Source organism: Streptomyces sp. AC627_RSS907 (assembly GCF_019049165.1).
The window spans coordinates 1-974 of sequence record NZ_JAGMUE010001033.1; the positions used below are offsets into that span (position 1 = coordinate 1).

Sequence of the window (974 nt, forward strand, 5' to 3'; positions counted from 1 at the left end):
GTACGGCCGCGACTGCCCCATCCCGATGATCCGGCCCGAGCCCGGCTCGACCAGCGTGACGGCGGTGGCCACCGAGTCCGTCTGGTAGACGTGATCGGTGATCGACTTCTGCACGGAGTTCTGTGCCTGCGGGTCGAGCGTCGTACGGATGGTCAGGCCGCCCTGGTTCCAGCGCTTGGCCCGTTCCTTGGACGTCTTGCCGAAGATCGGGTCGGTGAGGAAGGACTGGCGCACGTAGTCGCAGAAGAAGCCGGCTCCGCGGACGGCGGTGATGCAGCCGTTCTTGGGCTTGCTGACCTTGAGGCCGAGCGGCTTCTTGCGTGCGGCCTCGGCCTGCTGCGGCGTGATGTCCTTCACGTCGGCCATCCGCTTGAGCACCATGTTGCGTCGTTTGGTCGCTTCGCGCGGATCGTTGACCGGGTCGTACCGGCTCGGCGACTGGACGAGACCGGCGAGCAGCGCCGACTGCTCCAGGTTGAGGTCCTTGGCGCTCTTGCTGAAGTAGCGCCGGGCGGCGGCCTCCACGCCGTACGCCTGCTGCCCGAAGAACGTGATGTTCAGGTAGTTCTGCAGGATGCGCTTCTTGCCCAGCTCCTTCTCGACCTGGATCGCGTACTTCAGTTCCTTGATCTTGCGGCCGATGCTCTGCTCGGTGGCGGCGGCGAACTTGCCCGAGTCGTTGCCGGCCTCTTCGATGAAGACGTTCTTCACGTACTGCTGGGTGAGCGTGGACGCGCCCTCGGAGACGCCGCCGGACTGCGCGTTCTTGTTCAGTGCGCGCAGCACGCCCTTGAGGTCCACCGCGCCGTGCTCGTAGAAGCGCGCGTCCTCGATGGCGACGATCGCCTTCTGCATATGCGGGGAGATGTCCGCCAGGTCCACCACGGTCCGGTCGCGGGAGTAGATCTTCGCGATCTCGTTGCCCTTGACGTCGAGGATCGTGGTCCGCTCGCTGAGCGGCGGCGTCTTCATGT

At 65.6% G+C, this 974-nt stretch carries 1 protein-coding gene; it reads right to left on the reverse strand.

The genetic code is table 11. The annotated features are described in order from the left end of the window. Nucleotides 1-974: transglycosylase domain-containing protein (locus KUM32_RS40095; protein ID WP_217146639.1), on the reverse strand; the 974-nt coding region annotated here is incomplete at both ends.